This window comes from Verrucosispora sp. WMMA2121 (genome assembly GCF_027460185.1).
In the GTDB taxonomy this organism is placed as follows: Bacteria; Actinomycetota; Actinomycetes; order Mycobacteriales; family Micromonosporaceae; genus Micromonospora; species Micromonospora palythoicola.
The window spans coordinates 332894-358967 of record NZ_JAPZBH010000004.1; the positions used below are offsets into that span (position 1 = coordinate 332894).

Consider the following 26074-nt stretch of genomic DNA (forward strand, 5'->3'; position numbering starts at 1 on the left):
GCCCAATGCGGTAGCGCGTCGCCGTAGGCTGGAGGTCGTGACGGTACGTGTGCGCTTCGCCCCCTCCCCGACCGGGATGTTCCACGTCGGCGGTGCCCGCTCGGCACTCCAGAACTGGATCTACGCCAGGCAGCAGGGCGGAGTGTTCGTGCTGCGCATCGAGGACACCGACGCGGCCCGTAACAAGCCGGAGTGGACCGAGGGCATCCTCTCCGCGCTGGACTGGATCGGCATCGAACGGGGCAGTTACGAGGGGCCCTACTTCCAGTCCTCGTACGCCGGTGAGCACCGGGACGCCGCGCGCCGGTTGTACGAGGCGGGTCGGGCGTACTACTGCGACTGCACCCGCGAGGCGGTGCAGGCCCGCACCGGCAACCAGTACACCGGCTACGACGGCTACTGCCGCGACCGGGCGCTGCCGCCGGGCGACGGCCGGGCGCTGCGCTTCCGCACCCCCGACGAGGGTGCCACGGTGGTCACCGACCTCATCCGGGGCGAGCCGACCTTCGAGAACAAGCTCATCGAGGACTTCGTCATCGCCCGGGGTGACGGCTCCGCGGTCTTCCTGCTGGCAAACGTCGTCGACGACTTGACGATGGGCATCACCCACGTGATCCGGGCCGAGGAGCACCTGCCCAACACCCCGAAGCAGCAGCTGCTCTGGGACGCGCTCGGGGTGAAGCCGCCGATCTGGGCGCACGTGCCGGTGGTGGTCAACGAGAAGCGACAGAAGCTCTCCAAGCGCCGCGACAAGGTCGCCCTGGAGGCGTACCGGGACGAGGGTTATCTCGCCGCGGCGATGCGCAACTATCTGATGCTGCTCGGCTGGGCACCCTCCGGTGACCGGGAGATCGTGCCCTGGTCGGTCATCGAGGACGAGTTCCGGCTGGCCGAGGTCAACCCCTCACCGGCGTTCTTCGACGAGAAGAAGCTGCGCGCGTTCAACGGCGAGTACATCCGGGCGCTGCCCGTGGCCGAGTTCGTCGAGGCGTGCCAGCCCTGGCTGACCGGCACCGGCACCATCGCGCCGCCGCCCTGGCAGCCGGCCGAGTTCGACCCCGCCGTGTTCGCCTCGGTGGCCCCGCTGGCACAGACCCGCATCGCGGTGCTCAGCGAGATCGTGCCCAACGTCGACTTCCTCTTCGTCGACTCGCCGCTGATCGACGAGGCGGCCTGGACGAAGGCGATGAAGGAGGGGTCGGCGGAGCTGCTCGATGCCGCCATCGCGGCCTTCGAGGCGGTCGAGTCCTGGGACGCGGAGACGCTCAAGGCCACGCTGGAGGCGGTCGGCGCGGAGCGCGGGCTCAAGCTCGGCAAGGCCCAGGCGCCGGTACGCGTGGCAGTCACCGGCCGTACCGTCGGCCTGCCGCTGTTCGAGTCGCTGGAGGTGCTCGGCCGCGAACGCGCCCTGACGCGGATGCGCGCGGCCCGGGTCCGCCTGGTCTGACTCGGGGGTGGACGGCGCCGCCGGTATCGATAACGACACGCCGAACAGCCCTGCCCAGGACCACGACACCCGCGTTATCCTGCCCCCAACATGGCCTCCGCAAAGGTAAAATCCGCCCGCTGCTTCGCGGCTGGCCGTTGAGCGAGTCGCAATCGCAGACAGTTCCAATTAGTGTTCCATCAGCTGCAACCGATCGGCGTTCCGCGGAGTCTTTGAGTGGGTACCTGTCTTGCGGGCAGGGTCACCACCGTCAGCCTGCCAACGTGTGACCCCTGCAGCACGGCCACCATCGAACGGGGCGAGGAGGCGGCATGGTCCGACGGATGAGGCGACTGACCGGAGCGACGGTGGGTGCGGTGGCGGCGCTGCTGCTGTCGCTCACCTCCGCCACGACGGCCGGGGCGGCACCGAAGACACCGCCGGCCGGCGTGGACATCACCGGGCACGGGCTCGGCGAGCCGCTGCGGTTGCGAGCCGACACCCACCCCGCGCATGTCGTCGCCGTCATCGAGCAGGTGAATCACCGGGGCCTGGTCCGCCAGTCCGGTGGCCCGAAGAAGGCCGACCTCGGTCCGAAGTACACGGTCCTGGTGCTGGCCGGCGACGCTCCGAAGCAGACCTACGACCTGTACCCGAAGGCGGTCGGCGGGCCGCGCGTCTACCGCCCCGCCAAGCAGCCCGACCGTAAGGTCAGCGCAGCCTGGTATCTCGGCCGGGTGAGCATGTCCGAGACGCTGCGAACCGCCGGTGTGCCGCTGGAGCGGACCTACGAGGCGGTCAGCGGGGGCGTCGGCGGAGGTGAACGCATCATCCCCGAGGAAGCGCTCAACCCCGCGCAGGACATCAACGAGGCGTTCAGCGATCTGCGCCGCCTGCTCCTGCTCAACGTCGCGGTGGTAATGGTGATCACCGTCGGGCTCGCCGGGATCGCGCTACTGATCCGCCGCCGTACCCACTGAGCCACGGCGCGGCCGCGGTCGGTGCGGCCGACCACGTCGCCGGCCGGGCCGGCCCGGTCCCTCCGCTCAGCACCAACGACCGGGCGGGCGTTGCCGCCGCAGGCTGCGGTGCGCCGGACGGACCGGACCGTGTCGGTGCGCCCCGGCCCAACCGGGCAGGTCACTGCGACACCCGTCGGCCGCCGAATCGGTCGGCCCGGCGTTGGCCGGCTCGACGCCGCGCTGGCGGGGCACCGGCGGCTCGGCACCGAGCTGCCGGTTGGCCGCGGGGTCGTCCTCCAGACGTTCCGGCACGCGACCGGCGACCGGCTCGGCCGGATGCGCCAGGCCCGGCGGCCGGCGGTGGTGCTTGGCGAGGGCCGGCTGCTCGTGCGGGCCGGGTCGGCACGGCTCCCCCTGGGCACAGCCGTGGTCGGCCTCCCCGTACGCCATCGGCGTCTCCTCACGCTCGCCCTCACCCGCCGGCGCCCACCCGACGTGCCCTGTCACCGTACTGGCCGGTTCTGACCGGCCGCGCAGCGCGTACCGGTCGACCGTCGGGGCCGACGCCTGCCGTCGAGGTCCAGCTCAGCGCATGTCAGGCTAAGCGGGTGAGCGAGTCGGGCGGTACGGACCTGTCGGCCACGCTGCGCCGGATCGAGCGGGCGGCCGGCGCACTGGCCACCGCCAGCGTGGTCCGGATGGACGAGACCCTGCCCTGGTTCCGGGAACTGCCGGCCGACCAGCGCTCCTGGGTGATGCTGGTGGCCCAGGCCGGTGCCCGCTCCCTGGTCCAGTGGCTGCGCTCCGGCGGCGGGGCCGCCGAGGGCACCCAGGAGGTTTCCGACGAGGTGTTCGCCACCGCGCCGCAGGCGCTGGCCCGCTCGATCACCCTCCAGCAGACCGTCGCCCTGATCAAGGTCACCATCGACGTCGTCGAGGAGCAGGTCGGCGACCTCGCCGCCCCCGGTGAGGAGCCGCAACTGCGGGAGGCGGTGCTGCGGTACTCCCGGGAGATCGCCTTCGCCGCCGCCCGGGTCTACGCCCGGGCCGCCGAATCGCGCGGTTCCTGGGACGCCCGGTTGCAGGCCCTGCTGGTGGACGCGCTGCTGCGCGGCGACTCGCCGGACGTGCTGGCCAGCCGGGCCGCCGCGCTGGGCTGGACGGACGCGCCGCCGGTGGCGGTGGCGGTCGGTCACTCCCCCGGCGGCGAGGTCGCCGCGGTCCTGCACACCGTCTACCGGCAGGCCCGCCGGATCGGGGTGGAGGTGATCGGCGGGGTGCACGGCGACCGGCTGGTCATCGTGCTCGGCGGGGCGGCGGACCCGGTCGCGGCCACCGGCAAGCTGCTCACCGCCTTCGGCGACGGGCCGGTGGTGGTCGGTCCGGCGGTGCCGAGCCTGGACGAGGCGACCGAGTCGGCGCGGGCGGCGTTGGCCGGATACCGTGCCGCCCCGGCGTGGCCGGCGGCACCACGCCCGGTGCACGCCGGTGACCTGCTGCCCGAGCGGGCCCTGGCCGGCGACGCCGAGGCCCGCCGGCGGCTGCGCCACGACGTGTACGCGGTACTGGTCCGCGCCGGTGGTGAACTGCTGGAGACGTTGGACGCCTTCTTCGCCGCCGGTGGCACGCTGGAGAGCGCCGCCCGGGCGCTGTACGTGCACCCGAACACCGTGCGCTACCGGCTGCGGCGGATCTCCGAGGTGACCGGGTTCAGCCCGCTGGCGCCCCGGGACGCGTTCGCGCTGCGGGTCGCGCTGACCGTCGGCCGGCTCGACCCGGTGGTACCGACCCAGACATTGGCCCCACCAGTCAGTAAAAGATCACAGCATGGTGATGACCAGCGTCAGTCTTTGTAGGATCCCTCCAACTGTCCTAGTGCGGTTTGGTGCCAGCCGGCACAGCGCAACCCATGGGTATCCAGGAGAGTCATAGACGTGCTCGCCGTACTCTGCCCCGGCCAGGGTTCCCAGAAACCCGGCTTTCTGACCCCCTGGCTCGACCTGCCCGACGCCGAGTCCCGACTGCGCTCGTGGTCCGAGCTGGCCGGCGTCGACCTGGTGCACCTGGGCACCGCCGCCGACGCCGACGAGATCCGGGACACCGCCCGCACCCAGCCGCTGCTGGTCGCCGCCGCGCTGCTCGCCGCCGAGCACCTGCCGATGCGCCAGGTCGCGGTGACCGCGGGACACAGCGTCGGTGAACTCGGCGCGGCGGCGCTGGCCGGGGCGCTGCCGGCGGAGGCGGCGATCACGCTCGCCGGCGTACGCGGCCGGGAGATGGCCGCCGCCTGCGCGCTGGAGCCGACCGGCATGGCCGCAGTGCTCGGTGGCGACCCGGACGAGGTGCTCGCCGCGATCAGCGCGCACGGGCTGCACGCCGCCAACCGCAACGGCAAGGGCCAGGTCGTCGCCGCCGGCGCGCTCGACGGGCTGGAGAAGCTGGCCGCCGAGCCCCCGCAGCGGGTCCGGGTCGTCCGGTTGCAGGTGGCCGGCGCCTTCCACACCCCGTACATGGCTCCGGCGGAGACGGCGCTGGCCGCGGTAGCCACCGGGACCACCCCGAACGATCCGGACCGCATCCTGCTGTCCAACCTCGACGGGATGGCCGTCGACACCGGCCGGGAGCTGCTCGACCGACTGGTCCGGCAGGTCACCGCCCCGGTCCGCTGGGACCTCTGCATGGCCACTCTCAACCGCCTCGGGGTGACCGGCGTGATCGAGCTGCCGCCCGCCGGCACGCTCGCCGGCCTGGTCAAGCGGGAACTCGCCGGTGCGAACGCACCGGAGATCGTCACCGTGAAGACCCCGGACGACCTGCCCGCCGCCCGGGATCTCATCGCCCGGCACGGCACGGTCGACGAAACCAGTACGCACATGTCTCGCGACGACAACCACGCTGGGGAGGCCTCGTCATGACGGGCAGCCGGATCCTGTCCCTCGGGCACTACCAGCCGTCCCGGGTGGTGACCAACGACGAGATCGCCCAGCTGGTGGAGACCAACGACGAGTGGATCCGCGACCGGGTCGGCATCGCGACCCGTCGGATCGCCGGTGACGAGACGGTCGCCGACATGGCCGCGGCCGCCGCCGACAAGGCGCTGGCGAACTCCGGCCTGACCGCCGCCGACATCGACCTGGTCGTGGTCGCCACCTGCACCTCGATCGACCGCAGCCCGAACGTGGCCTGCCGGGTCGCCGCCAAGCTGGGGATAAACGCCCCGGGCGCGTACGACGTCAACACCGCCTGCTCCGGCTTCGCGTACGCGCTGGGCACGGTAGACCACGCGATCCGTGCCGGTGCGTCCCGCAACGCCCTGGTGATCGGCGCGGAGAAGCTGTCCGACTTCACCGACTGGACCGACCGCTCCACCTGCATCATCTTCGGCGACGGCGCGGGCGCGGCCGTGGTCACCGCCGCCGCGGAGGACGAGCCGGCGGGGGTCGGCCCGGTGGTCTGGGGCTCGGTGCCGGAGCGCGGCGACGCGGTGCGCATCGAGGGCTGGCGGCCGTACGTCGCCCAGGAGGGGCAGACGGTGTTCCGCTGGGCCACCACGGCGCTGGCGCCGCTGGCCCGGCAGGCGTGCGAACGGGCCGGTGTCGACCCGTCGGAGCTGGCCGCCTTCGTACCGCACCAGGCCAACGCACGCATCATCGACGGCATCGCGAAGCGGCTGAACATCGGCCAGGCGATCATCGCCAAGGACATCGTCGAGTCCGGCAACACCTCCGCGGCCAGCATCCCGTTGGCCCTGTCCAAGCTGGTGGAGCGCCGCGAGGTGCCCTCCGGCGCCCCGGTGCTGTTGTTCGGCTTCGGCGGCGGCCTCACCTACGCCGGTCAGGTCGTCCGCTGCCCCTGATACCCCCACGGCGCGCGACGCCGAGGAGCGACGGGCGGCGTCGCCGCCCCGTCGAGAGAACCCGATGAGAGGAACCCACCGCAATGACCCGTGACGAGATCACCGCCGGCCTCGCCGAGATCCTCGAAGAGGTTGCCGGGGTGAACCCGGACGACGTGGCCGAGGGGAAGTCCTTCACCGACGACCTGGACGTCGACTCGCTCTCCATGGTGGAGGTCGTGGTCGCCGCCGAGGAGAAGTTCGGCGTCAAGATCCCCGACAACGAGGTGCAGAACCTCAAGACCGTCGGGGACGCCGTCAGCTACATCGAGGCGCAGTCCTGATCATGAGTCGCATCGACGTCGTCGTCACCGGGCTCGGCGCGACCACCCCGCTGGGCGGGGACGTCGCGTCGACCTGGGACGCCATGCTCGCCGGCCGCTCCGGGGTGAGTCCGCTCGCCCAGGAGTGGTCCGCGCAACTGCCGGTCCGGATCGCCGCCCAGCTCGCGGTCGATCCGGCCGGTCTGCTGGACCGGGTGAAGCTGCGCCGGCTGGACCGCTCCGAGGCGATCGCCCTGATCGCCGCCCACCAGGCCTGGTCGGACGCCGGCCTAGCCGACTCCGGGCTCGACCCGGAGCGGCTCGGCGTCAGCGTCGGCTCGGGCATCGGCGGGGCGCTGACCCTGCTCGCCCAGGACGACGTGCTGGAGGCGTCCGGTCCACGGCGGGTCTCCCCGCACACCATCCCGATGCTGATGCCGAACGGCCCGGCCGCCTGGGTCGGCCTGGAGTTGGGTGCCCGCGCCGGGGTGCATTCCGTGGCCAGTGCCTGCGCGACCGGCGCGGAGGCGATCGCGCTCGGCCTGGACATGATCCGTGCCGGCCGTGCCGACGTGGTGGTGGCCGGCGGCACCGAGGCGGTGATTCACCCGCTGCCCATCGCCGGTTTCTCCTCGATGCGCGCGATGTCGACCCGCAACGACGAGCCGGAGCGGGCCTCCCGCCCGTGGGACAAGGGCCGGGACGGCTTCGTGCTCGGCGAGGGCGCCGGCGTCATCGTGCTGGAGCGTGCCGACCACGCGACCGCCCGGGGCGCTCGGGTGTACGCGCGGCTCGCCGGCGCGGGCATCACCTCCGACGGCTTCGACATCGTCCAGCCGCACCCGGAGGGTGCGGGCGCGATCCGGGCGATCGCGAAGGCGATCACCGACGCGGACGTGGCGAAGTCCGACATCGTCCACGTGAACGCGCACGCCACCTCGACCCCGGTGGGCGACATCGCGGAGATCACGGCGTTGCGAGCCGCGCTGGGCGACCACCCGGTGCTCACCGCCACCAAGTCCATGTCCGGTCACCTGCTCGGCGCGGCCGGGGCGCTGGAGTCGATCGCCACGATCCTGGCGATCCGGGACGGCGTGGTGCCGCCGACGATCAACCTGGACGACCCGGACGACGGCCTGACCCTGGATGTGGCGGCCAACAAGGCACGGCACATGGAGGTGCCCGCCGCGCTCAACAACTCGTTCGGCTTCGGTGGCCACAACGTGGCGCTGGTCTTCACCCGACCCTGAGCCGACTCGGGTGTCGGGAAACGCCGTGACCTGCGGCGTTTTCCGACACTCCAGGACCGCTGGCCCGACGACTTGACGCCCGCTCGCCACACCGCTTTGCTGGCTCCCTTGTCGATCGATGACGGGGGTTGGTACGTGGGACGACTGACGATCGCGGCGGCGGCGACGCTGACCATCGGGCTGCTCGGTGGCTGCGGCGGCACCGGGGAGGATGCCGGCGGCGCGACCGGCGAGCCGTGGTACGACGAGGTGGTCGCCGCGGCGGCCGTGGACACGGTCGGTGGTGGCGCGCCCTGCCCGCTGCCGGTCACCTTCGGGCTGGCCGACGGCTGGGCCGCCGAGCCGATCGAGACTCCGGCGGCCACCGACGAGTTGGGTGACATCGTGGCGGAGGCGCTGACCCGTCGTGGCGGTTCGACAGTGCGCTGCGAGCTGGACGGTCGTGCCGTGGTGCCGGGTTTCCTGCGGGTCTGGACGGCCGACGACGCGGGCACGCCGGCCCGGCAGGCGCTGGAGGCGTTCGTCACCGCCGAGCCGGAGTCGAGCGGGCCGCAGTACCGGCAGACCCGCACCGGCGACCTCGACGTGGTGGAGGCGACCTGGCTCAGCCGGCGGGCGCTCACCGACTCCGACGTGCGGGAGTGGGCGCTGGCCGTGACGGTGGCCGACCGGACGGTGCTCGTCGAGGCGAGCAGCACCAGCCTCGGTGAGCCGGTCGACGTGCTGCCGGCGTACCGGCTGGCCCGCGACACCCTCGTCGCGGCGCCCTGACCGGGGTCAGTCCGCGCAGGTGGTGGTGGGCAGTCCGGGCACCTTGACCGGCGAGCGGCCCGCCGGGCGGGCCTTTCCGGCGAGCACGTCGGCGAGCGCGGTCATCGAGGCCCGGCTGGACGAGTAGGTGGCCAGCAGGGTGGCCGATTTTGCCTTGGCCAGCACGTACGGGGTGTCCATGGCGACGGTGACGGCCGCGCCGGTCCGCAGGTCCTGCGCGCCGTCGCCGTAGCCGACCAGATGCACCACGGTGCCGCCCTCGGGCACCACCTTCACGCCGGCCTCGGTCAGCGCCCTGGTCAGCGCCGCCCGGGTGTGCGCCCGCCCACCCGACGAGGTGACGGTGACCGGACCACGGACGCCGGCCGTGCCGCACCGGCCACGCAGCACGGTCACCGCCCCGGCGGCCAACGCCCCGGCCGCCTCGCGGTGTGCCGGTGCACCCAGCGTGGACAACGCCGGTGTCGGTGGGTCGCCCAGGGTGAACTTCATGGTCAGTACGCGGGTGGCCGCCTCGACCAGCCGGCCGCGGGGCAGCGTGCCGTCGCGCAGCGCGGTCAGCAGCCCCTCGTACGCCTGCCCGACGTGCGGGGGCATGAGGATCAGGTCGTTGCCGGCCTTCAGCGCCCGCACCGCCGCCTCGCCCGGCGGGAAGCGACGGGCCGGCGCCATGTTCATCCCGTCGGTGATCACCACACCCTGGAAGCCGAGTTCCCCGCGCAGCACCTCGGTGAGCAGCTTGTACGAGAAGGTGGCGGCCACGCCCGGGTCGATCGAGCGCACGTCGAGGTGGGCCGACATCACGGCCAGCGCGCCGGCCTCGATGCCGGCGGAGAACGGCGGCCACGCCTCGGCCGCCAGCTCGCCCCGGGACTGCGGGAGCCGGGGCAGGTCCGTGTGGGAGTCGACGGCGCTGTGCCCGTGCCCCGGGAAGTGCTTGAGCGTGGCGGCCACCCCGGCGGACTGCAGCCCGCGTACCGCGCCGCCGACCTGGTCGGCCGCCCGCTGGGGATCCGAACCGAAGGACCGGGATCCGATCACCGCGCTGCGGGTCACCAGCACGTCGGCGACCGGCGCGAAGTCGACGTTGATGCCCATCGCGGTCAGTTCGGTGCCGGCGGCACGCCAGGCTGCCTCGGTCAGGTCCGGGTCACCGGCGGCGCCGGCGCCGAGCGCGCTGGGCAGCATGGTGACCCCGTCGGTGATCCGGGTGACCACGCCGTACTCCTGGTCGGTGCCGATCAGGAGGGGCGCCGCGCCGGCGGGCAGCCGCCCGGCGGCCTCGCGCAATCCGGTGGTCAGGTTGCGGACCTGCTTCGGATTGTCGACGTTGGTGGTCTCCTGGTTGCCCTGGGTGGGGTCGTCCGCGCTGAAACCCACCAGGATCAGCCCACCGAGGCGGTACTTCGCGATCATCTCGGCGGGCGTGTCCACCCCGGCCAGCGCCCGGTTGCCGGCCGCCGAACCGGCCGACACCTTCGTCGCGTGGTCGCCGTAGGCGTACGGCATCAGCACCTGGCCGACCAGGTCCTCGTCGGCGAGTTCGCCGACCAGGGTCGCGGCCAGGGTGGCCGGATCCTCGGGCGGGGCGCTCGACGGCGGCGCGGGCGGCGGGACCGGGGTCGAGGCGGGGCCCGCCGAGGGACGTTGACCGGCCCCGGAGCAGCCGGCGACGAGCAGCGCGGTCGCCAGGCCGAGCGCGGTGGCGACGCGCCGAGGGGTAGTCGACACGCGGACCATCCCACCAGTTCACCGCGTACCGGGCAACTTGACCTCTGGCCGCGCCCCCGGTCAGCCCACCCGGGTGAGCAGGGTCACCGGTGCACCGTCCCCGGCGTGACGGTACGGCTCCAGTTCGGCGTCCCACGCGGTGCCGAGTGCCTTGTCGAGGGCGTGCGCCAGGGCCTCCGGCGCCCGCGCGCCCGCCATGATGCTGCGCAGCCGGTCCTCGCCGAGCTGGATGTCCCCGGCGGCGCCCACGGTCGCCCGGAACAGTCCCCGGCCCGGCACGTGCATGAAGCGCTCACCGTCGACGCCCGGACTGGGCTCCTCGGTGACCTCGAAACGGATCATGGGCCACTGCCGGAGGGCAGCGGCCAGTTCGGCGCCCGTTCCCGGGCGACCGGACCACCCGCACTCGGCCCGGCGGGCGCCGGGGTCGACGGGCTGGGCCGTCCACTGCAGGTTGACCGGCGCGGCGAGGACGCGCGCGATCGCCCACTCGACGTGCGAGCACACGGCGAGCGGGGTCGAGTGGACGTATACGACGCCACGCGTTGGCACGGTGACCTCCCGGAGTGCGAGGTGCGTCTTCCCCTACGACCTCGCCCGATCCGGGCTTGTGGAACACATGATGACTGCTGTGACGGATGGTACGCCAGGGAATCGGAAAATCCGCCGCCCGGAATACCCGGACAGGTGACCGGGGTTCCACCTCGTGACGCCGCGATGACCAGCCGGCATCGTGGGTCGTGTACAGTTCCATCGGCGGCCTGTGCCGCGTAAGCCTCCGCGGGTCTCGCCTTGACGGCGCCCGCACCAGCCCCCGGACGTTCCGTCCTCCGTACGTCTTGCAAGGAGTACCTCCGTGGCGAGCAACACCTCTAAGACCGCGCGCGCGTCAGTCCGGGCCGGCCAGGCTGGCCAGGGTGGCGCCCTCAGCGTGCTGGGCGAGTTCAAGTACCTCATCCCGCTCAACGGCGGCAAGCACGCCTACGTGCGGAACCTCACCAACGGCAAGACGGCGCACCTGCGCACCGACTCCGAGGCTTTCGTCGAGGAGATCCGGGTGCTGGCCGCCGCCGGGCACGCCGCCAAGATCCGCGCTGAGCTGAACGGTCTCAACGCCGCCCACCCGGGCGACGGCTGGGACGCCACCGAGAAGCGTCTGGTCGAGGCCGGCGTCTTCGAGGCCTGATCGGCCGAGGGCGCGCCGCGCCCGCCCGTACCACCTGTGCACGCCCGTCGGGTCACCCCGGCGGGCGTGCACCGTCTCATGGCCGTTCCGGCGGGTCCAGCAGGGCCACCTCGCCGGTGGCGAGGTCGTAGACGGCTCCGGTGACGGCGAGCCGGCCGGCGGCGACCGGCGGCGTCAGCCTCGGGTCGGCGCGCAGCGCGGCCACGGTACGGACCACGTGCCGGCGGACGGCGAGCGGTAGCAGGTTCTTCTCGTCCAACCCCACCTCGGTGACCGCCGGCACGATCCGGTCGACCAGATGGGCGAGCGCGCCGGCCGGACGCCGACCGGTGCGCAGGGAGTCGATGGTCGCCTGCACCGCGCCGCACCGCTCGTGACCCAGCACCATCACCAGCGGCACGCCCAACACCTCGACCACGTACTCGATCGAGCCCAGCACCGCCCGGTCCAGCACCTGCGCCCCGGTGCGGATGACGCAGATCGATCCGAAGGTCTGGTCGAAGATCGCCTCCAACGGCACCCGCGAGTCGATGCAGCCCAGCACCACGGCGTACGGCTGCTGGTCGCCCGAGGCGGTCGCGGCCGCCGCGGTGACGTCGTGGCCGTGCACCGGTTGCCCGCTGACGAACCGCCGGTTGCCGGCGAGCAGCTCGGCCAGGGCCGCGCGCGGCGTGCCTCCGCGGGCCTGGCCAGCGAGCGCGGAGCCGGCGGGTGTGCCACTCCTGGTTGCCATGCCTCTCAGCCTGGCCGCGTCGTCGCCCCGGCGGAGCCGATCGACGAGATCTTCTCAACACCCCGGTTGGCGTGTTGTCATGACGGGTAGCCGGTGTTACCACCGGGTATCCCCGGTGTTACGCAACCGTGCGCCGTGGGGAGGTGGCAATGCCGGAGCCGACCGAGGTACGGCTGGGCGACGACGTACGCCTGCACGTGGAGACCACCGGCCCGACCGACGCCGAGGTGACCGCCGTGCTGCTGCACGGCTGGACCCTGGACGGACGCAGTTGGCACCGGCAGCTGGCCGCCATCCGCGAGACGTTCGGCTCGGTCCGGGTGGTCACCTACGACGCGCGTGGGCACGGCCGGTCCAGCTGCATGGCCCTACCCACGGCCACCCTGGCCCAGCTCGGTGACGACCTGGCCGCGGTGCTGGACACGGTGGCGCCCACCGGCCCGGTGGTGCTGGTCGGCCACTCGATGGGCGGCATGACGATCATGGAGTACGCACACCGCCACCCGGACCACTTCTCCCGGCGTACCGCCGGTCTGGTCTTCGTCTCCACCACGGCCGAGGGCCACACCCACACCGTCTACGGCCTTTCTCCCCGGATCGCCCGGATCATCCGGCTGGCCGAGACCACCGGCGCGGGAGTCCTCGCCCGCTGCGGTGCCTGGCGACCGCCCCGGGCGCTGCTGCGGGCGCTGCGCCCGAGCATCCGGTGGATGCTCTTCGGGGACCGCTGCGACCCCACGGACATCCGGCTGGTCACCTCGGCCGTCGCCCGCGCCTCGCTGCGGTCGATCGGCGGGTTCCGGGCCTCCATCGGCACCCAGCACCGGCTGGACACGCTCACCGCGCTGGCTCACCTGCCGGCCGCGGCACTGGTCGGTGACCGGGACCGGCTCACCCCGCCGCCGTGCGCGGAGTCGATCGCCGCCGCGCTGCCGGCCACCGACCTGACCGTCTGCCCCGGTGCCGGACACATGCTGATGATGGAGCGGCCCGAGGAGGTGAACGCCGCCCTGGCCGGCGTGTTGCGCCGGGTTCTCGATGATCTCCCGGCCGGACGGCGCGTCTCCGGCTGACCGCCGACGACCTCGGCCAAGGTGCCCCTCCGGCCAGGTCGGACGCGGGGCGTAATCTCGTGCGGTTGGTCGGGCGGCGTCACGAGGAGAGCGAGCGGTGGACCAGAGCACCCTGGATCAGGAGATCGCCGCCGAGCAACGGCATCTCGACCGGGTGTACGCGCGACTGGCCGAGCTGCGCCGATCCGCCGTCCGCGCGGAGCGGGAGGGCTACCGGCTCGCCCGGGTCGGCAACTTCGGTGCGCTCGTCGAGCGGGACGCGATGGTCTTCCACGCCGCGCAGCGACGTCACCTGCTCGACGCCGAGTACGAGGGGCTGGTCTTCGGCCGCCTCGACCTGCGGGACGGGCAGACCCTGTACGTCGGGCGACTCGGTATCCGCGACGAGGACGCCACCACTCTGGTGGTGGACTGGCGGGCCCCGGCCGCCGCCGCCTTCTACCAGGCGACGCCGGCCGAGCCGCTCGGCGTCGTCCGGCGCCGCACGATCCAGTCCAGCCGCGAGCGGGTCACCCGGATCGAGGACGACCTGCTCGACCCGGACGCCGCCCCACCGGACATGCCGGTGGTCGGCGACGGCGCGCTGCTGGCCACGCTGTCCCGGACCACCGGACGCGGCATGCGGGACATCGTGGCCACCATCCAGCGCGAGCAGGACGAGGCGATCCGCTCCCCCGGCTCGGGAGTCACGATCGTCTCCGGTGGCCCGGGCACCGGCAAGACGGCGGTGGCGCTGCATCGCGCGGCGTACCTGCTCTACACCGACCGCAGCCGGTACGCCGGGGGCGGCATCCTGGTGATCGGCCCCTCTTCCGTCTTCGTCGAGTACATCGCCTCGGTGCTGCCGTCGCTCGGTGAGGACACCGCCACCCTGCACTCGCTGGGCACCCTGTTCCCCGGGGTGGTGGCCACCCGCACCGACCCGCCCGAGGTGGCGGCGGTCAAGGGTTCACTGCGGATGCGCCGGGTGCTGGACCGGGCCGCCCGGGACGCGGTGCCCGACGCCCCGCCCGAGCTGCGCCTGCTGTATCGGGGCACGCTGCTGCGGCTGGAGCGGGCCGAGCTGGACGCCATCCGGGACCGCGCGCTGCCCCGTGGCGCCCGCCGCAACGAGGTGCGTCGGGCCGGCTTCGACGGCGTGCTCGCCGCGCTCTGGGCGCAGGCCCGCCGGCTGGGCATCGCCGGGCTGCCCGAGCAGCGTGCCTTCGAGGACGAGCTGATCGACCGGACCGATTTCCGCGACTTCCTGAAGGCGTGGTGGCCCCGGCTGCACCCGCGGCACGTGCTCGCCTGGTTGGCCGATCCGCAGCGGTTGCGCCGGTACGGCGCGGGACTGCTCTCGGGTGCCGAGATCCGGCTGCTCGGCTCGGCGTACCAGGGGTTGGCCACGGACGGTCTGACCGTCGCCGACGTCGCGCTGCTGGACGAGCTGGACGCGCTGCTCGGCAAGCCGATGCGCGCCGCCCGCCCGAAGCGGGACCCGTTCCAGCTGGCCGGTGGGGTACGCGAGCTGAGCACGTTCGCGGACCGGCAGCGGGCCGCCCGGCAGGCCGCTCGGGAGCGCCCGGAGGACTACCGCGACTACGCCCACCTGGTGGTCGACGAGTCCCAGGACGTCTCACCGATGCAGTGGCGGATGGTGGGCCGGCGCGGCCGGTTGGCGTCCTGGACGGTGGTGGGCGACCCGGCGCAGACCGCGTGGACGGGGGATCCGCAGGAGTTGGCCCGGGCCCGTGACCAGGCGCTGGGTCGCCGTCGTCGGCACCGCTTCACCCTCACCACGAACTACCGGAACTCGGCCGAGATCTTCGCGGTGGCGGCGGCCGAGATCCGGCGGGCGTACCCCGATCTCGCGCTGCCCACCGCGGTCCGCTCCACCGGGATCGATCCGGTGCGGCTCGTGGTGCCGGCCCCCGATCTGGAGGCGACCGTCGTGACGGCCGCCAGCGCCCTGCTCGGCGAGGTGGAGGGCACCGTCGGGGTGATCACCCCGGTGCCCCGACGGGACCGGGTCGCGGCCTGGCTGGGGGCGCGTGGCGGCGATCGGTTGCAGGTGGTGACCAGCCTGGAGGCCAAGGGCATGGAGTACGACGGGGTGGTGCTGGTCGCCCCGGCGGAGATCCGGGCGGAGCCCGGGTCCGGTGTCCGTACTCTCTACGTCGCGCTGTCCCGGGCCACCCAGCGGCTGACCACCGTGGACCCGACCGGGTAGCGATCGCGAGGCCGGACGGTTGCACTCATAGCGATGTTGGCATAGGTCCGTCCCCGGCTCGCCGGACGACGGAAGGTGTCTGGGTGGGCGCCGGCCATGACCACCACCACGCTGCGGTGTCGACCGCCGCGCGCCGCCACTCCGGCCGGCTGTGGGCAGCGTTCGCCCTGCTCGGTGCGCTGACGGTGATCGAGGCGGTCACCGCGTTGCGGACCGGTTCGCTGGCCCTGCTCTCCGACGCCGGACACATGTTCACCGATGTGCTGGGCATCGGGATGGCCCTCGCGGCCGTGGCCGCCACCCGGCGGGCCGACACCGATCCGCAACGCACCTTCGGGCTCTACCGGCTGGAGGTGCTCGCGGCCCTGGCCAACGCGGTACTGCTCTCGGGCGTCGCGGTGTACGTGCTGGTCGAGGCGGTACGTCGCTTCGGGGATCCGCCCGAGGTGCTCGCCGGCCCGGTTCTGGTGGTGGCGGCGCTCGGCCTGCTCGCCAACCTCGCCGCGTTCGCACTGTTGCGTCCGGGCGCGCGGGAGAGCATCAACCTGCGGGGGGCCTACCTGGAGGTGCTGGCGGACCTGCTGGGCTCACTGGGGGTGATCGCGGCCGCCCTGCTGATCGCGGTGACCGAGTGGTGGTGGGCCGATCCGGTGGTGGCGGTCGCGATCGCCGTGTTCATCCTGCCCCGGACCTGGCGCCTGGGCCGGGCGGCGGTACGCATCCTGGTCCAGGCCGCACCGGAACACCTGCAGGTCACCGCCGTGCACGACCGGCTGGCCGCGGTGCCGGGCGTGGCCGGCGTCCACGACCTGCACGTCTGGACGTTGACCTCCGGCATGGAGGTCGCCTCCGCACACCTGACCGTCAGGCCGGACGCCGATGTCGGCACCGTCCTGGCGGCGGCCCGTTCGGCGCTGCACGAGGACTTCCAGATCGAGCACGCGACCCTCCAGGTCGAGCCGCGCACCGACCCCGGGGGTTGCGGGGCGGTGCGGTGGTGACCAGGCCAATCGGGGAAAAGTAGGTTGTTGTCCGATTTGCTCTGGTTCACTAGTCAACAACCGAACACCAGCAGTAACAGCAGCTGCACCGGTCACGTGCGCACCGGTAGGCTCTGACCCGGCCATCGCCAGGCGGCACCCACCGGTGCCGGCGGCGGCCGCCGCCTAATCGCCCGCCAGGGCGAACCGGGGAACCATGTTCCTGGGGTGTATCCGCGCCAGCGGTAGGGATCTTCCGTCCCGAACCCGTCAGCTAACCCGGTCGGCGGCTGACGGAAGGACATGTGCATGCCAGCAGTGGCAACGGTAAGACCGGCCGCCCGTACGGCGGCCCTGATCGCCGCCGCGCTCGCCCTCACCCTCGGCGTCGCGCTGGCTCCCTTCTCCCCAGCGACCGCCGCGCCGCAGGGGTTGCGGGCGGCGGCACCGGGAGATGTGGACGACGAGGGTGGCACCCCGGCACTACGGGCCCAGCTGGAGGCTGCCAGCAAGGGCTACCTCGACGCCAAGACCGCGCTCGACCGCTCGGTGAAGCGGCAGAAGAAGCTGGCCGAACGGCTCAAGACGACCGAGAGCCAGGTCGCCGAGCGCGGTACCAACGTCGCCGAGATTGCCGCGCAGGCGTACCGCACCGGACGGCTGGGTGCCGCTTCGGCGCTGCTCAACAGCGGGTCACCGGCCGGTTTCATGGATCGGGCGGCGGCGCTGGACGCGGTGGCCGCGAACGAGGACCGCGCGCTGCGGGAACTCCAGACCGCCCGGGACGAGGTCAGCGCCACCAAGCAGGCCCTGGACGCGGAAATCCAGGAGCAGCGCAAGCAGGTGGCCGTGATGGCCAAGCGCAAGGACCAGGCCGAGCGGGCGTTGACCGTGGCCATCGAGCGGGACGAGGCGGCCGAGCGGGCCAGGGCTGCCGAACGGGCCGCCCGGTCACCGTCGCGTAGCGGCGGGTCGAGCCCCACCGCCAAGCCGGCTCCGCGCAACTCCGACGGGTCGTGGCCCTCGGAGTCGTGCAGCGTCAACGACCCCACCCCGGCCAACGGCTGCATCACCCCACGCACCCTGCACGCGTTGAAGCAGGCCAAGTCGGCCGGCTTCACCCGGTACGTCTCCTGCTACCGCTCCGGCGGCTCGGGCGAGCACCCGAAGGGTCGGGCCTGCGACTTCGCGGCCCAGAAGAACGGCTTCGGCGGGGACGCGACCGGCGGTGACCGCTCGTACGGCAACAACCTGGCGGCGTACTTCGTCAACAACGCCGACCGGCTCGCGGTGCTCTACGTGATCTGGTACAGGCAGATCTGGTTGCCCAGCAGCGGCTGGAAGTCGTACAGCGGTGCCCGCGGCGACCCGTCCAGCGACCACACCAACCACGTCCACCTGTCGGTGTACTGACCTCCTCGTCGCGCCGGGTGAACCGCTCTTCACGAGCGGTTCACCCGGCGTTGCGTTTTCCGGTCGGCCGGCGGGGCACCGTCCCTTCGGCACGCGTCGACGCGTCTCGTTGGATACCGTCGTACCAGGAAGCGGTATTTGTCCGCTAGCGGGAGGAACGCCCATGGACGAGCGAATCGCCAGGCCCGGCGACGGTACGGACGACGGAGTGCGTTCGTGAGCGGCCGCGTCATGATCTTCGCGCCGACCCCCCTGCTGACCGTCACCATCGACCAGCCGAGCGACGCGCCGGAGCTGCACCTGCACCCGGGCGGGCAGGGGGTGTGGCAGGCCAGGATGGTGCTGTCCCTCGGCGTGGAGGTGGTGCTCTGCGCGGCACTCGGCGGCGAGGTCGGGCAGGTGCTGGAGCCGTTGCTGGTCAGCGAGGGAGTCGATCTCAAGGTGGTGGCCCGCGACTCCGGCGGCACCGGCGGATACGTGCATGACCGCCGCGAAGGTACCCGTCGGGAGGTCGTCGACGTGATCGGCCAACCGCTGAGCCGGCACGAGCTGGACGAGTTGTACAACCTCGCGCTCGGCGAGGGCCTGCGCGCTCCGGTGAGCGTGTTGAGCGGGCCGAACCATCCGTCCCTGGTCCCCGCCGACCTCTACCGGCGCTTTGCCGCCGATCTCGGCGCCAACGGCGGCCGAGTGGTGGTGGACCTCTGCGGCGAGCATCTGACGGCCGTCCTGGACAGCGGGGTCTTCTTCCTCAAGATCAGTCACGAGGAACTGCTCGCCGACGGCCGGGCTGCGGGCGACGACGAGGAGCAGCTCACCCGCGCCATGTACGACCTGCACGCCTCGGGCGCCGAGAACGTCGTGGTCAGTCGGGCCGACAAACCGGCGTTGGCGCTTGTCGACGGCGAGGTGTTCGAGGTGCTGATGCCGCGGCTGGAGGCGGCCGACCCACGCGGGGCGGGCGACTCGATGACCGCCGGGGTGGCCGCCGTGGTGGCCCGGGGCGGCGATGTGCGCACGGCGATCCGCACCGGCGCGGCGGCCGGCGCACTCAACGTCACCCGGCACGGCCTCGGCACCGGCCGACTCGACTCGATCAACGGCCTCGTCGACCGGGTCCGACTCGAACCGGCGGGCAGCCGTCCGCAGGAGCGGACCACCCCCGACGAACTGGCGCAACGGGCGGGTGGCCGGTGAGGCTACGGGTCCTGATCACCAACGATGACGGGATCGCCGCGCCGGGCATTCAGGCGCTGGCCCGGGCGGCCGTCGACCGGGGCCTGGACGTGGTGGTGGCCGCCCCGCTGGAGGAGGCCAGCGGCACCAGCGCCGCGATGAGCGCGATGGAGCAGGACGGGCAGGTGGTGGTCCGCGAGCATCCGCTGCCGGAACTCGACGGCGTGCCGGCGTTCGGCGTCGGTGGCTCACCCGGATTCATCGCGCTCATCGCCGTGCACGGTGCCTTCGGACCGCCGCCGTCGGTGCTGCTGTCGGGCATCAACCGGGGCGCCAACGCGGGACGCGCGGTGCTGCACTCCGGCACGGTGGGAGCCGCCTTCACCGCCGCCGCGAACGGCTGCCGGGCGATGGCGGTCTCGCTGGACGTGCTCTCGGCCGGTGAGGCGACCGCGGCCAGCGGCGGTGCCGCGGTGGCGGCTGCCGCCCGGGTACGCGACGCCGAACGGAACTGGGCCACCGCCGCCCGGGTCGCTCTGGACCTGCTGCCCCGGCTGACCGCGGCGCCGACGGAGAGCGTCCTGAACGTCAACTCGCCGGATCTACCGCTGGGTCGGCTGCGCGGGGTACGCCGGGCCACCCTGGCGACCTTCGGCCAGGTGCAGATGACCGTCGCCGAGTCCGGGCACGGCTTCGTACGCACGTCGTTGGAGGAGCCGGGCCAGGCGGTACAGCCCGGCACGGACCTGGCTCTGCTCGCCGACGGTTACGCCTCGGTGACCGCGGTGCGGGCGATCACCGAGGTGGCTGACGTGGACCTGTCCGGCATCGACGGGGAGTGACCCGGCCCGTCGGCCGGTCGGGGCGGGTCAGGCCCCGGGGACCACCTCGGAGGCCGTGGCGGCCCCGGCGTAATAGGGCTCGGGCGCGCCGAAGAGACCGAGCAGACCGGTCACCCAGAGCTGCCGGTGGACGAACCGGCTCGGCTCGGTGACGATCAGCTTCACTCCGCTGACCTCGGCGGTCTGGAACCCGGCGACCATGGCGCTGATGCCCACCGAGTCGATGAAGGTGACCAGCCGCATGTTGAGCTCGATCCGGGCCGGCCGCCCCTTGGCCAGCACCTCGGCGATGGCCTCTTTCACCTCGTACGCGGTGTCGACGTCGATCTCGCCTCGAGGGGCGATCTCGATGACACCACCGGGCCGAACCGTCTGCAGGATCGACAGGCTCACGCGAGCACCTCCACTCGCCCGTACGACGGGCGCCTCATCAGTACGCGGGCCGCGACCGACAGTATTCCTTCAACCGCCTCGGTCGCCACCCCTCGGGATGAGCAATTCACGGACAGGGGCAGGGCAAATCACCCATATCCGAACTTTATTGGCTTTATCACTTGGCGCTCGGGCATGCCGACGCCGCCGAACCAGGGTAGCGGGCCGAGGCCACCCCCGTCGTTTCCCGCTGGTGCCGGCGTGCCCCGCGAGAACCGGTCTGACCTGCGCGCGACGGACGAGGGTGGCGCGGTGTGCCTAGCATCACGGGTGACCCCTATGACGGGAGGACCCATCATGCTTCGCAGACTCGCCGCGCTCGCCGGTGTCGGTGCCCTGCTCGCCCTCGTGCTGGCCTGCGGATTCGGCGGGGGTGACGGTGACGACGACGACGATGACGACGACTTCGCCTTCGCCCGGCCAGCGGCGGTGGCGGTGGTCACCGGCTGACCCGGCCCGAGCCGGCTGCGGAGCGCACCCGGAGCATGCGCCGATTCCTCGGGGCCGGACGACAGCAGCTGAGGGTTTGCGGCCCGGCCGGTGGGGGCACAGCCTCCGATGCGAACCGCCACCGGCCGGACAACGCCGCCGACAGCTGATGCGCGCACCGGCTCCGGCTCTGTCGAGGAGGGAACCATCATGTTCGGAACACATCTGCTGGACCGCCGTAGCAAGCCGGAGCGGATCGCGGACCAGGCGTGGCAACACCTCGTCTCAGCGGTGAACAGCGCGGGCGACAGCATCCGCGACACCGCCCGCACCGCCCGCCACAGCTCCGCCGGTCTCGCCGGTGACGCCGGGGACCTGGTCGAGTCGGCCGCCGAAGAGGCCCGGCACCGCGCCAGCCTCGCCTTCGACGCGCTCGCCGGACGCCGGCCGGCGCTGCCGTGGACGTTGCTGATCGGTGCCGCCCTGGTCGGTGCGGCGGTCGGCTGGGCGGCCGGCACCGCCGCACGCGCCGCCGGAAGTCGTGACCGGGCCATGGAGGACATCGAGTTCGTCGACGTGGACCGACCCGACTCCCCCGCCGACCCCACCGCACCCGTCAACTGACGCATCCGGTGACGACGGGCCCCACCGACCGACGAGGCCGGGCGGGGCCCGTCGTGCTTCCCGACCGGCACCCTCACCAGCGAGCGCGGACGTCGGCCCGAGGCACCGTGTGTCGCCGGAACTGTCTCGGCCGCCGGCAGGGTCGTCGACGCCGTTCCTCGTCCGATCCGGGTGAGGCAGCCTCATCCGCACACCCACCAGGCTCGGTCGTGGCGGACCTGGCCAGCCGACCCGGACACGGGTCGCGCGCCGGGGCCTGCCTGGGCCGGACCCGGCGCGGGTTCTGCGCCCGGATCTGCCTGCGCCGGACCCGGCGCGGGTCAGGGCCGCGTGGGCGGCGGTGCCGCAGTGGCGAACGGTTCGCGGCGGCGCTGCCGCGCAGTCCGCGCCCACCCCTGCGGAGAAGGGAGCGACCGATGGCCAGCATCTCGACGATCAACCGCACCGACCAGGACATCCAGTCCGCGGTGCTCGACGAACTCGGCTGGGAGCCCCGGGTACGGCCGCACGAGATCGGAGTGGCCGTCACCGAGGGCGTGGTGACCCTGACCGGGAGGGTGGACAGCTACGCCAAGAAGTGGGCGGCCGAGCGTGCCGCGCACCGGGTCACGCAGGTGCGGGCGGTGGCCAACGACCTCGCGGTGCGACTGGTGACCGGTGCCGAACACACCGACCCGGAGATCGCCGCCGCGGTCCAGCACGCCCTGCGGTGGCAGGCGTTCGTGCCGGTCGACGCGCTCGACGTGACGGTTTCCCAGGGCTGGGTCACCCTGCACGGCGAGCTCGAGTGGGAGTACCAGCGCCGCGCCGCCGAGCGGGCCGTCGGCCAGCTGAACGGCGTACGTGGGGTCAGCGACGGCATGACCGTCCGGCCGCGGGTACGCCCGGACGGTGCCCTCCTGGCCCGGCGCATCGTGGACGCGCTGGCCCGCAACCGCGCCACCGACGCCGAGCAGGTGACGGTACGCGTGCACGGCGACACGGTGCTGCTGGGCGGGCTGGTGCACTCGATGCCGGAACGCGCCGAGGTGGAACGGGTCGTCTGGTCCGCACCCGGCATCCGGGAGGTGCAGAACCACATCGCGGTCGCCCCGGTGCTGCGCTGAGCCGTGGCGGAACCACCCGGGTCGGGTGAGCCGCGCTCACCCGACCGGACCCGAGGCTGGGGGATATGACCGACCAGCTGACCACGCCCCTGCAGGTGACCGCGCGACTGCGCACCCCCGTCACGGAGCACGACCACATCCGTGGTCCGCGCAGCGCACCGGTGACGATCGTCGAGTACGGCGACTTCCAGTGCCCCTTCTGCGGCCTGGTCCACGCCAACCTGACGGAGGTGCTGCGGCAGCGCGCCGACACCGTCCGGCACGTCTACCGACACTTCCCGATCACCAATGTGCACCCGTACGCCGAGCGGGCCGCCGAGGCCGCCGAGGCCGCCGGGCGGCGCGGCCGGTTCTGGGAGATGCACGACTGGCTCTACGACCACCAGGACCAGTTGGATCCGGTGCACCTGACGCTCGGCGTCGAGCAGCTCGGCCTGCCCGTCGACGAGGTCGAGGCGGAGATCGGACGCCACGCGCACGGCGACCGGATCCGGCACGACTTCGTCGGCGCCATTCGCAGCGGCGTGGACGCCACCCCCACCCTCTTCGTCAACGACATCCGCCACGACGCCGACTTCTCCCCCGCCACCCTCCTCACCGCCATCGACGCCGCCACCCCCTGACCCAGGTTGATCATGAGGTTGTTGTCGCGCCACGCCGAACGGCGGGACGACAACCTCATGATCAACGAGACGGTCGCGGGGTGGGGCGGGTCGGGTGGGCGGGTCAGATGAGGTGGAGTTGGCGGGCGCGGCGGACGGCGTCGCGGCGGCGGGTCGCGTCGAGTTTGCGGTAGATGTTGCGGACGTGGGTCTTGACGGTGTTGACCGAGACCGACAGCTCCGCCGCGATCTCCACGTTGGAGAGGATGCTCTGCAGGTAGCGCAGGATCGTCAGTTCCCGCTCGGTGAGCGGCTCGTCCAACGGTGCCACCACGTCGTCGGCGGTGTCGGTGCCGCCCGTCGGCGCGGCCGGTGTGTCGACGGCGCGTACCAGGTCGCTCACCAGGGACCAGTGGGCGGTGCCGGAGTCGAGATGGGCGGCGAGCAGCTCCCGCACTCCCGGCTCGGCCCGCAGGAACGGACGGCGGTGATCCTCCGGTGCGGCCAGGTCCAGCGCCTGCTCCAACATCCGGCCCGCCCGACGGTCGTCACCGGCCCGGACGGCCAGCACCGTGGCCAGCAGGGCGGCGTCGAGGCGTACCGGCAGCGGCCAGTCGGCCGCCGGTGCGGCGGTCCAGTCCGGCAGCAGCCGGTCGGCGGCACGTGGGTCACCGGCCCGAAGCTCGGTCCGGGCCGCGGCGACGGCCAGCGCCGCCGACGCGCCGGTCGCCGGTTCGGACGTCCGGTCGCCGGCCAGCTCCCGGGCGGTCCGCACGTCGCCCCGCGCGCTGTGCAGATCCAGCTCGGCCGCGCGCAACCACGCGCCCAGCTCGCCACCGCGCACGCCCCACCCGTCGCGGGCCTCCACCAGCAGCCGGTGGCCGACGCTCAACTCACCCTCGTCGTGGCGCAGCCACGCGCGGCACCAACCGGCGACCGCGCCGGGCACCGGATCGCCATCGGCAGGTGCGGCCAGCCCCAGGTGGGCCTCGGCCTCCACCGGCTGGTCCCGGTGCAGCGCCACGACCGCCAGCGCCAACTGCGCGTACCCGCAGTCGCGCAACGCCGCCCAGCCCTGCCCGGACGGCAGGGCGAGCGCCGCCCGGGCCGCCTCCTCCGCGGCGCGCAGGTGCCCACGCAGTGCCGCGACCAGCGACCATCGGCTGGCGCAGACCAGCTCGGTGCGTGGACGTCCCGCCGCACGGGCGGCCACCAGAGCTTCGGCGAAACCGCTCGCCGCGCCGGTCAGGTCGCCGTCGTCCAGCGCCAGCAGGGCCAACGCGGCACCGCTGACGGCCCGCACGTCGGCGTCCTCACCGGCGTGGCCGCGCATCCCGGCGACACCGCCGCCGGTTGGCGGCGCGTCGGAGCCGACGACGGCACCACCGACCTGCCGGTCGCCGGTCGGATGTGCGCCGTCCGTGGCGAGCAGGTCGGCGGCTGCGGCGCGTACGGTCTGCGGATCGTCGGCCAACCGGGCCAGGGTGAGTTCGACCGCGGCGACCAGCCGACCGAACCGGGCCCGACGCGGTTGTGGCAACCGTCGGGTGTGTCCGCCGGCCTGCCGAAGGTAGGCCACGGCCGCTGCGACGTCGCCGTCGAGGGCGCGTTCGGCGGCGCAGGCCAGCGCGAGTTCGGGGTCGCGCTCCACCGCTTCCGGCGGGGGTGGCGAGGGCGCCGGTCCGACGCCGGCCGGCCGCTCGTAGGGCATCAGTTCCGGCCACTGGATCACGAACAGGTCGGTGGCTGCCGTCCAGTCACCGGCGGCGAGCGCGTGGCGCAACGCGGCGGCGGGCCGGCCGTTGCCGGCGTACCAGCCGGCCGCCCGCAGGTGCAGGTCGTGCAGCTCGTCCACGGGCAACCGGGTCAGTTCGCGGTGCAGCAGGTCGGCCACGAGCGGATGACACCGGTACCAGAGCGGCCGGCCGCCGTCATGGTGCAGCAGCCCGCTGTCGGCGGCCAGCGTGCTCAGGCGTTCCTCGGCGTCCGTGGCACCGCTGAGCGCGGCGGCCAGATCCGCGCAGACGGCGTCGACAATCGCCGCTCGGCGCAGCAACTCCCGGTCCCCCGGCGCCAACCCGGCCAACGGCTCCGCCCGCAGATAACCCGCGATCTCCGGCTGGTCGGCGCCGAGCTCGCTGATCCACCGCTCCGGGTCCGGTCGTTCGCGCAGGGCGAGTGCGGCGATCCGCAGCACGGCCGCCCAGCCCCCGGTCCGCTGCCGCAGCCGGGCCACGGCGGCGGCCGGTACCGCCACCCCGTGTGCGGTGAGCAGGTCGGCGATCTCGTCGCCGGTGAAAGCCAGGTCGTCCGGACCGATCTCGGTCAGTTCCCCGGCCAGCCGCAACCGGTGCACCGCCAGCGGCGGACCGCTCCGTCCGGCCGCCACCAGCCGCAGCCGCTGCTCGCTGTGGCGCAGCAGGAACTCCAGACCGGCCAGCGCCGCCGGTTCGGTGATCCGGTGCAGGTCGTCCACGATCAGCACCACCGACCGGTCCCGGGCGGCCAGGGCGGCGGCGAGGATCTCCAACTCGTCCGGGCGCGGCGCCCGGTCGGGCAGCGGCGTTTCCGCCGGGTCCACGACGGAACGCAGCGCGGCACCGAGGTACGACCAGAGGCGGTCCGGGTCGTCACCCGCCTCGACCGACACCCAGGCCGGCATCGGGGTGCCCGGGTCAGCCTCCTGCCGGGTCCCCCGCCAGGTGGCCAGCAGCGTGGTCTTGCCCCAGCCGGCGGGTGCCCGGAGCAGGGTGACCGGGCGGCTCACCGCGTCGTCGAGCAACCGGGCCAGCCGGGGCCGCAGGACCATCGGTTCTCCCGGCACGGCGGGTGCCAGCCGGGAGGCCAGCAGGGGTGGGCCGCCCGGTGCTCGGACCGCCGTGTCGACCCGGACGGTGCTGCGGTCATCCGGCATCCGGCCCACCCCCACGGACGCGTGTTTCCTCCCCCGGTCCTGCGGCGGGCGGTT

At 73.3% G+C, this 26074-nt stretch carries 25 protein-coding genes and 1 riboswitch; of the genes, 19 read left to right on the forward strand and 6 right to left on the reverse strand.

Translation table 11 applies throughout. The features are described from left to right. Positions 1-37 precede the first annotated feature (37 nt). Together gltX and O7605_RS02130 are read left to right on the forward strand one after the other, a co-directional pair. Positions 38-1447, forward strand: a complete 1410-nt coding sequence (gene gltX / locus O7605_RS02125; RefSeq protein ID WP_269737648.1) for a glutamate--tRNA ligase — start codon at positions 38-40, stop codon at positions 1445-1447. A 311-nt stretch (positions 1448-1758) separates the two neighbouring features. Continuing rightward, the gene (locus O7605_RS02130; RefSeq protein WP_269737649.1) at positions 1759-2406 is read left to right on the forward strand and encodes a hypothetical protein; all 648 of its coding nucleotides are present in this window, start codon (positions 1759-1761) and stop codon (positions 2404-2406) included. 66 nt (positions 2407-2472) lie between these two features. Here O7605_RS02130 and O7605_RS02135 read toward each other — a convergent pair whose 3' ends face one another. Further along, positions 2473-2838 (reverse strand): hypothetical protein, encoded by a 366-nt coding sequence (locus O7605_RS02135; RefSeq protein ID WP_269737650.1) that lies wholly within the window; start codon positions 2836-2838, stop codon positions 2473-2475. A gap of 71 nt (positions 2839-2909) precedes the next feature. Here O7605_RS02135 and O7605_RS02140 point away from each other — a divergent pair, with 71 nt between their 5' ends. The 6 genes from O7605_RS02140 to O7605_RS02165 all read left to right on the forward strand — a co-directional run bounded on the left by O7605_RS02140 (position 2910) and on the right by O7605_RS02165 (position 8567). After that, positions 2910-4244: a PucR family transcriptional regulator gene (locus O7605_RS02140; protein ID WP_269738679.1), complete on the forward strand. Its 1335-nt coding sequence runs from the start codon at positions 2910-2912 to the stop codon at positions 4242-4244. A 78-nt stretch (positions 4245-4322) separates the two neighbouring features. Beyond that, positions 4323-5303, forward strand: coding sequence for an ACP S-malonyltransferase (locus tag O7605_RS02145; RefSeq protein WP_269737651.1), 981 nt, complete (start codon positions 4323-4325; stop codon positions 5301-5303). Next, a complete protein-coding gene (locus O7605_RS02150) occupies positions 5300-6244 on the forward strand; it encodes a beta-ketoacyl-ACP synthase III (RefSeq protein WP_269737652.1) in 945 nt (314 codons plus the stop codon). The genes O7605_RS02145 and O7605_RS02150 overlap by 4 nt, the downstream gene beginning before the upstream one ends. Positions 6245-6327: 83 nt before the next feature. Further along, positions 6328-6567, forward strand: coding sequence for an acyl carrier protein (locus tag O7605_RS02155; protein WP_007072348.1), 240 nt, complete (start codon positions 6328-6330; stop codon positions 6565-6567). A gap of 2 nt (positions 6568-6569) precedes the next feature. Beyond that, a complete protein-coding gene (fabF, locus tag O7605_RS02160) occupies positions 6570-7796 on the forward strand; it encodes a beta-ketoacyl-ACP synthase II (RefSeq protein ID WP_269737653.1) in 1227 nt (408 codons plus the stop codon). 135 nt (positions 7797-7931) lie between these two features. Then, on the forward strand, positions 7932-8567 hold the full coding sequence (locus tag O7605_RS02165) for a lipoprotein (protein WP_269737654.1): 636 nt from the start codon (positions 7932-7934) through the stop codon (positions 8565-8567). Between the two features lie 6 nt (positions 8568-8573). On the opposite strand, the gene O7605_RS02170 is transcribed toward O7605_RS02165, so the two are convergent. Then, on the reverse strand, positions 8574-10307 hold the full coding sequence (locus O7605_RS02170; protein WP_269737655.1) for a glycoside hydrolase family 3 protein: 1734 nt from the start codon (positions 10305-10307) through the stop codon (positions 8574-8576). Between the two features lie 51 nt (positions 10308-10358). After that, positions 10359-10850: a DUF3145 domain-containing protein gene (locus O7605_RS02175; protein ID WP_164449338.1), complete on the reverse strand. Its 492-nt coding sequence runs from the start codon at positions 10848-10850 to the stop codon at positions 10359-10361. A 304-nt stretch (positions 10851-11154) separates the two neighbouring features. On the opposite strand from O7605_RS02175, the gene O7605_RS02180 reads away from it, so the two are divergent. Then, positions 11155-11484: a hypothetical protein gene (locus O7605_RS02180; protein ID WP_269737656.1), complete on the forward strand. Its 330-nt coding sequence runs from the start codon at positions 11155-11157 to the stop codon at positions 11482-11484. A gap of 76 nt (positions 11485-11560) precedes the next feature. Here O7605_RS02180 and O7605_RS02185 read toward each other — a convergent pair whose 3' ends face one another. Next, the gene (locus tag O7605_RS02185) at positions 11561-12217 is read right to left on the reverse strand and encodes a carbonic anhydrase (RefSeq protein ID WP_269737657.1); all 657 of its coding nucleotides are present in this window, start codon (positions 12215-12217) and stop codon (positions 11561-11563) included. Between the two features lie 149 nt (positions 12218-12366). Between O7605_RS02185 and O7605_RS02190 the strand changes: the two genes are divergently transcribed. The 6 genes from O7605_RS02190 to surE all read left to right on the forward strand — a co-directional run bounded on the left by O7605_RS02190 (position 12367) and on the right by surE (position 19913). After that, positions 12367-13290: an alpha/beta fold hydrolase gene (locus O7605_RS02190; RefSeq protein ID WP_269737658.1), complete on the forward strand. Its 924-nt coding sequence runs from the start codon at positions 12367-12369 to the stop codon at positions 13288-13290. Between the two features lie 97 nt (positions 13291-13387). Next, positions 13388-15502, forward strand: a complete 2115-nt coding sequence (locus tag O7605_RS02195) for a HelD family protein (protein ID WP_269737659.1) — start codon at positions 13388-13390, stop codon at positions 15500-15502. A gap of 83 nt (positions 15503-15585) precedes the next feature. After that, positions 15586-16503 (forward strand): cation diffusion facilitator family transporter, encoded by a 918-nt coding sequence (locus tag O7605_RS02200; protein ID WP_269737660.1) that lies wholly within the window; start codon positions 15586-15588, stop codon positions 16501-16503. 152 nt (positions 16504-16655) lie between these two features. Then, positions 16656-16787: riboswitch (cyclic di-AMP (ydaO/yuaA leader) on the forward strand. A gap of 4 nt (positions 16788-16791) precedes the next feature. Beyond that, complete coding sequence (locus tag O7605_RS02205) at positions 16792-17895, forward strand: coiled-coil domain-containing protein (RefSeq protein WP_269737661.1); 1104 nt, start codon at positions 16792-16794, stop codon at positions 17893-17895. A 216-nt stretch (positions 17896-18111) separates the two neighbouring features. After that, positions 18112-19092 carry a 1-phosphofructokinase family hexose kinase gene (locus tag O7605_RS02210; RefSeq protein WP_269737662.1) on the forward strand — a complete coding sequence of 327 codons (981 nt, stop codon included), beginning with the start codon at positions 18112-18114 and terminating at the stop codon, positions 19090-19092. Next, positions 19089-19913 (forward strand): 5'/3'-nucleotidase SurE, encoded by an 825-nt coding sequence (surE, locus tag O7605_RS02215; RefSeq protein ID WP_269737663.1) that lies wholly within the window; start codon positions 19089-19091, stop codon positions 19911-19913. Before O7605_RS02210 ends, surE begins: the two co-directional genes overlap by 4 nt. A 27-nt stretch (positions 19914-19940) precedes the next feature. Here the strand turns inward: surE and O7605_RS02220 are convergent, their stop codons facing one another. Beyond that, positions 19941-20306, reverse strand: coding sequence for an STAS domain-containing protein (locus O7605_RS02220; RefSeq protein WP_210826839.1), 366 nt, complete (start codon positions 20304-20306; stop codon positions 19941-19943). A 336-nt stretch (positions 20307-20642) separates the two neighbouring features. Between O7605_RS02220 and O7605_RS02225 the strand changes: the two genes are divergently transcribed. The 4 genes from O7605_RS02225 (at position 20643) to O7605_RS02240 (ending at position 23127) form a co-directional block, all read left to right on the forward strand. After that, the gene (locus tag O7605_RS02225) at positions 20643-20795 is read left to right on the forward strand and encodes a hypothetical protein (RefSeq protein WP_269737664.1); all 153 of its coding nucleotides are present in this window, start codon (positions 20643-20645) and stop codon (positions 20793-20795) included. A gap of 189 nt (positions 20796-20984) precedes the next feature. Then, the gene (locus tag O7605_RS02230; protein WP_164449346.1) at positions 20985-21398 is read left to right on the forward strand and encodes a hypothetical protein; all 414 of its coding nucleotides are present in this window, start codon (positions 20985-20987) and stop codon (positions 21396-21398) included. A gap of 416 nt (positions 21399-21814) precedes the next feature. After that, positions 21815-22504: a BON domain-containing protein gene (locus tag O7605_RS02235; RefSeq protein WP_269737665.1), complete on the forward strand. Its 690-nt coding sequence runs from the start codon at positions 21815-21817 to the stop codon at positions 22502-22504. Positions 22505-22581: 77 nt separating this feature from the next. Then, positions 22582-23127 carry a DsbA family protein gene (locus O7605_RS02240; RefSeq protein ID WP_269738680.1) on the forward strand — a complete coding sequence of 182 codons (546 nt, stop codon included), beginning with the start codon at positions 22582-22584 and terminating at the stop codon, positions 23125-23127. Positions 23128-23230: 103 nt separating this feature from the next. Here the strand turns inward: O7605_RS02240 and O7605_RS02245 are convergent, their stop codons facing one another. Continuing rightward, positions 23231-26020 (reverse strand): LuxR C-terminal-related transcriptional regulator, encoded by a 2790-nt coding sequence (locus O7605_RS02245; protein WP_269737666.1) that lies wholly within the window; start codon positions 26018-26020, stop codon positions 23231-23233. Positions 26021-26074 lie beyond the last annotated feature (54 nt).